Source organism: Arthrobacter sp. Leaf141, from assembly GCF_001424565.1.
Lineage (GTDB): Bacteria > Actinomycetota > Actinomycetes > Actinomycetales > Micrococcaceae > Arthrobacter.
The window spans coordinates 126,067-132,172 of sequence record NZ_LMOL01000015.1; the positions used below are offsets into that span (position 1 = coordinate 126,067).

Consider the following 6,106-nt stretch of genomic DNA (forward strand, 5'->3'; position numbering starts at 1 on the left):
GTCAGGCGTGGGTGCGCTGCTGCGGGGCGGCGACGTCGGCCAGGATGCGCGTCAGTACGGCTTCCGGAGTGGCGCCGGAGAACTCGGCTTCGGCGTCCATCACAAACCGGTGGGTCCACACAACGGCGGCCAGTTCCTTGATGTCGTCAGGCAGCACAAAGTTCCGGCCCTGCGCGGCGGCCCAGACCTTCGCGGCGCGGACCATGGCCAGGGCACCGCGGACGGAGACGCCCAGCCGGGTTTCGGGCGCGGAGCGGGTTTCCTCGCAGAGCCGGGAGATGTACTCCAGTACTGCGGTGTCCACGTGGACCGTGGCGGCGAGGTCCGCCATGTCGGCCACGGCGGAGGTGGTGATCACGGCGGACAGGTCCTGCGAGCGGTCCTTGAGGTTGGCCCCGCCCAGCAGCCGGACGGTGGAGGCGTGGTCCGGGTAGCCGATGGAGGTTTTGATCAGGAACCGGTCCAGCTGGGCCTCGGGCAGCCGGTAGGTGCCTGCCTGCTCGATCGGGTTCTGGGTGGCCATAACCATGAACGGCCGGCCTGCGGAGTGGGTGATGCCGTCCACGGTGACCCGGGACTCTTCCATTACCTCGAGCAACGCCGACTGGGTTTTCGGGGATGCACGGTTGATTTCGTCGGCCAGGACGATGTTGTTGAAGATCGGGCCCTTGTGGAACTCGAACTTCTGCGTCTTCTGGTCGTAGATGGTCACGCCGGTGACGTCGGAGGGCAGCAAGTCTGGCGTGAACTGGATCCGGTTGTTGGAACCCTGGACCGTGGCGGCCAGGGCCCGGGCCAGGGAGGTCTTGCCGGTCCCGGGGGCGTCCTCGAACAGGACGTGGCCTTCAGCCAGCATGGCGGTGAAGGTGAGCCGGATGACGTGTTCCTTGCCCAGGACAGCTTGGCCAACGTTGGTAACGAGCTTTTCAAAAGTGTCGGCAAACCATTCGGCCTGTTCGGTGGTCATGGTCATGATGGGTTCCTTTTTGTCTGGGTTCGTAGGTGGGGACCGGTGTGCCGGTCCCTGGGTGCAGGGCGGTGGTGCTGGCTAGCCGTTCGGCATGCCATTGGGCGGGTTGCAGCCGCGGCTGGAGGTGTCGCAGCGGATCCAGTTCCCGGCGGCCATGCCGCTGGTGAGGTGGTACCAGATGCCGGACGGGTTGTTGGAGGTCTTGTACCAGACCTGGTACCTGTCCGTATCCGCTGACGCGCCTGCGTCCAGCCATTTGCCTGCCCCGTTGCACTGGGACGGGTTGCCGGCCACGAAGCTGTCGGTCCCCTTCCTCGGTTCGGTGCAGCTGCGGGTCGGGGTGGCGGTGATGCTCCAGGACGTTGGCGGTGGCGGGGTGGGATTGTCTCCGGACTTGGCGTTTGCCTGTCCCGGCGCCCCGGGCACCACGGTGACGGCCCGGACCTGGAGGGTGCGGCTCTGGTTCCAACCGCCGGCGGAGCGGTCAAACTTGTTGGTTTTGCCCACGTTGGTCCAACCGCCGCCTTCGTAATTGACCTCGTAGTGGCTGAGCGCGCGTCCGTTGGTGGCCGGGTTGTTCCAGGTCCAGTGCACGTCGCCGTCGCCCTTGGCGGACGTGCCGCCGTTGACGTTGGGGGCGTTGGGCGGGCCATAGGGGTTGGCGGCGCCCACCGGCTTGGCGTCCCCGGAAATGTTGTTTTTGGTGGACGTGGCGATGATGGTGACGGTGATGTCCCGGCCGTCGGTCATGCCAGTGATGGTGGTGCCGCCGGCCGGGATGGGACCGCTCCGGCCGTCGGCGTTGTAGCTGTAACTGATCTCACCGTCGGTGGAGCCGTTGCGCTGTGCTTGCGTAAGCGGTTCGAAAGTCACCTGGAGCTGCCCGCTGGTGCCGGTTTCCTTAACCGATCCACTGCTGACCTGGCCCGGTTTTCCTGCCGCCCGGATGGCCGCGGACTGTGCACTGGGATCGCTGGTACCGGCCTTGTTGGTGGCCGTGACCGTGAAGGTGTAGTTGCTTTCCGAGTTGTCCACCGTGACGTTCTGCGTGGTGCCGGTGACCTTCTGGCTGGACACGGCGGCGCCGCCGCGGAAAGTAGTAAGGGTGTAGCTGGAGACGGCGTCACCGTTGTTGTTCGGCGCCGCCCACGCCACCTTCAGCTGGCTCTGCGCCCCCACGGACCCTGCCTGGGCCGCGGTGGGCGCGGCAGGCACGGCCGGCGGACCGGCCGGGACTTCCGCAGCGGAGTAGGGGCTCCATTCGGAGGGGTCCTTGGCGTCGTTGCGGGCCAGGACCCGCACCTTGTAGGAGACGCCGTTCTTGAGGCCCTTCCAGACGTAGCTCACGGCGGTGAGGTTCTGGATCTGCGCGTTTTGTCCCGGCGGCGCAGGCGAGATCTCCAGGTCGTAGGACTTCACCGGTGAGCCCTTGCTGGCGGGCGCCGCCCAGGCGACGGAGAGCTGCTTGTCGCCGAACTTGAGCGACGGCGCCAGCGGGGTGTCCGGCTTGACGTCCGGGCGTACCTCCGCGGAGGCCGGCGACCGGTCCGACTCGCCGAACTCGTTGGTGGCGGTGACCTCGAAGTTGTACTTGGTGTTGTTGGTCAGCCCGTTCAGGGTGCATGTGTTGGCCGGGCAATCCTGGCGGAAACCGCCGGCGCCGTACACGGTGTACTTGGTGATGGCGGCGCCGCGGTCGGCCGGGGCCGTCCAGGCCAGCAGCGCTGTCCGGTCCCCCACGCTCTGCGCCTGGGGCGTGGCCGGGGCCAACGGCTTGTCCTTGACGGTAAGCCGGATCCGGGCGGTGGCCTGACGCGACGGGTCGTTGGTTTTGTCCGCCACGGTGTAGCTGACCACCATGGTTCCGGTGAAGCCCGGGGCGGGGGTCACCACCACGGAGCCGCCGTCGACATCCACGTTGCCGCTGCCGGTCTCCGCGCCGGCGGCCGTGATCTTCAGGGCCGTCTCGGGGAAGGGGTTGGAGTCGTTGGCCAGGACGTTGACGGTGACGGGCTTGCCCGCCGCTGCGTTGGGTTCCGGGTCGTCGTTGGCCACCGGCTTGGGCCGGTTGGAGGCGGTGACGGCCAGTTGGTAGGTGGCGGTGGCTTCGAGGCCGCGCGGGTCCTTGGCTTTGACCTGGACAGCGGCGGTGGTTCCGGTACCGCTGGATCCCGACGACGCTTTCAGGACGCTGCCGTCCAGGGACGCGCTGAAGCCTGCGGGTGCGCCGCCCTGGATCTCGTAGCTCATGTTGTCCGCGTCATCGCCATCCGGGTCGGAGGTCAGGCTGCGCAGGTCCAGGCTGGCGGAATCCCCCATGGGAACGTCAAGGGCCGAGCCCAGGAGTTCGGGCGGGTTGTTCCGGTTGGGGTCCGGCAGCACCCTGGTCCGGATGCTGAGGGTGGACTTGAGCCCATCGGGGTCATCGGGTCCGCTGCCGTCGGTAACTTCAAAGGTCATGGAGCCCGGGCCCACGTAGTCGATTCCGGCGGTGTACTTCAGGGACGTGGCGCTGCCGGCGGTGGGGTCGGCGCCGTCGGCCCCGATGAACTTGATCCGGTCAGCCTGCGTCAGCCGGGGTGACCGGCCGTCGCGGACCTTGACCCATTCGGTGAGGTCCACCGTGGCGGACTGGCCGGCGATGACCTCCACCACGTCATCCTTGGCCAGGGTGGGCACCTGCTGGCCGAGGCCCGGAACCCAGATGACCGCCGTCGACTGCTGTCCATCCACGTCTTCAACGGTGTAGGGAATGAGCTGCGGCGCTTCGGTGAGTTCAACAATCACGTTGCCGTCACTGCCGGGCCGGGCGGTGGGGGCTTCGGTGGCGACCACCAGGTTTTCGCCTACCCCGTCCGGGTCCTCGTCATTTTTCAGGACCGGAACGTCCACTGCGGTGCGGCCCATGGTCTGGGCGGAGGTCACCCGGTCATCGCGCGCAATCGGGGCCTTGAGCGGGACGTCATTGTCCACCACCACGCGGATGGTGGCCTGGGCGGTGGCGTCCCGGTCATCGGAGACGGTGTAGCGGACGTTGACGGTGCCGGCTTCCTCCGGGGCCAGGAGGATCACGCGGCCGCTGGTTTTGCTGACGGTGGCCTGGAATGCGGGATCGGCCTCGATGCCATCGGTCCGGATCCGGACAATGTCGCCGTCCGGGTCGGTGTCGTTCCTGACGGCATCGACGGCGATCTGCCGCCCCGGGCGGACCCGGACCTCGTCGTCCACGGGGGTGGGCTTCTGGTTCACTTCGCCGCGCGGAGCGATGCCAACTGTCACGGTTCCGGTGTTGACGGCGCCCTGGCGGTCCACCACTTTGTAGCGGAACGTGTCAGTGCCGGCGCCGTCGCCGGCGGCCGTGAAGTCGATGAAGTTGCTGCCCACGGTGGCGGTGCCCATGGCCGGCGTGCTGTCGATCCCGGTCAGCTGGACGGAGTCGCCGTCGGGGTCGATGCCGTCCAGCGGGACGGGGATCCTGACGGTTCCGGCGGCCACCACGCGGGCGGTCAGGTTCTGCGGCTGCGGCCGGGAGTTTTCGGCGCCTTCCAGCGGCAGGATGTGGATGGTGACCGCGGCAGCGCTCTTTTGGCCCTGCGGGTCCACGGCGTTGTAGATGGCGCGGACGGTCTTCGGTTGGCTGCCCGCGATGAACCGGAGCGTGTTTTCCGAGACGAAACCCTTGCCGTCCGCCGCGTCTACTGCCTGCGGCAGAACGGGGTCAACGGTCAGTTCCTGGCCTTGCGGGTGGGTGTCGTTGTCCAGCACGGGGATGGTCACCACGTCGTTGACGCGGACGTTCACCTCATCCGGTTTGGGCTGCGGCGCTTCCACCACGGCCGGGGCCGGTACGGGTACCACCGAGACGCTGCCGGTGGCGGATTTGGTGCCGTTGGACATGGTGTATTCGAACAGGAGCGGGTCTTTGGTTCCCCGGATGTCGGTGATGCGCAGGACGCTGTGGTCGATCACGGAGACGGAGACGGGCGCGTTGTCCGGCAGTTTGACGGATTGCAGCACCAGGACGCCGCCGGAGGGGTCGGAGTCGTTGGCCAGCGGGTCCAGCAGGACGTTGCCGCCGGTGGGCATCAGGGCAACGTCGTGCACGGCGACCGGGTTGCCGGGGTCGTTGCCGGATTCCACATCCACGCGCACCAGGCCCTGGCTGCTTTGCGGGCCGTTGCTGGCGATGTAGGTCAGGTAGACGGGCCCAGGGGTGGTGCTGCGGAAGACGAAGGTACCGCCGTCCGTGACCGGGCCCAGCTCGGCCGGCCCGTTGGCTTCCACCTGGGCCAGCCGCAGGGCGCCGCCGTTGGGGTCCACGTCGTTTTTCAGCGGGGCGATGACCAGGTCCTGGCCCACCACGGCCGTGACGTGGTCGGCGTTGACCACCGGGGCCAGGGCACCCGGCGGCTGGACGTTGACCACCACCTTGCCGGTGACGGTGTCGCGGCCGTCCCAGATACTGACTTCCACGCTCTTTTTTCCTGCGGTGGCGCCGGAGTCCTGGAACGTCAGCAGGCCGTCGCGGCGGACCTTCACCTGGTCCTGGTCGTTGTCCGCCTTGGCGTCGAGGAGGACCAGGTCGTCGCCGTCGGGGTCGATCCAGTCGGTGAGGATGTTCTGGCTGACGGTTTTGCCCTGCTCCACCAGGATGGTGGTGTCTTCGCCGCGTTTAAACTGTGGCGGCTTGTTCTCGTTGGGCCCCACCACGGTGAGGCTGACCTGCCCGGCCGCTGACAGGCCGCGCCCGTCCGAGGCGTTGTAGCCAAACGTTTCGGTGCCCGGTTTGGCGTCGGCCGGGACGGCGACCTGGAAGGCGGTGCCGCCGTAAATGCTGTCGAGGGTGCCGGCCTGCGGTCCCGAGCCTGCCAGGGCAGCGGTGAGCACGTCGCCGTCGGGATCCGAATCATTGTCCAGGACGCTGAGGATGGTGGTCCGGCCGGGGCGGACGCCGATGGCGTCGGGTTTGGTCTCCGGCGGCCGGTTGGGTTTGGTGCGGTCCGGCAGGACGTTGATGGTGTTGTTGTCCGCGGACTCCTGGTCCTGTTCGTCGGATTCGTTTTTGGGCGGGACCACGTCGTCCCAGTTGTTGACCAGGAGCATGTTCTGGTTCACCAGCCACACATTGCCCGAATT

General features: G+C 67.7%; 2 protein-coding genes. Both read right to left on the reverse strand.

Annotated features, from left to right (window positions below; genetic code table 11):
* Position 1: 1 nt before the first annotated feature.
* Positions 2-973: an AAA family ATPase gene (locus ASF72_RS11725; RefSeq protein ID WP_056599057.1), complete on the reverse strand. Its 972-nt coding sequence runs from the start codon at positions 971-973 to the stop codon at positions 2-4.
* Between the two features lie 75 nt (positions 974-1,048).
* Positions 1,049-6,106, reverse strand: a 5,058-nt coding sequence (locus tag ASF72_RS11730) for an Ig-like domain-containing protein (RefSeq protein WP_235504712.1), incomplete at its 5' end; no start/stop codon positions are given.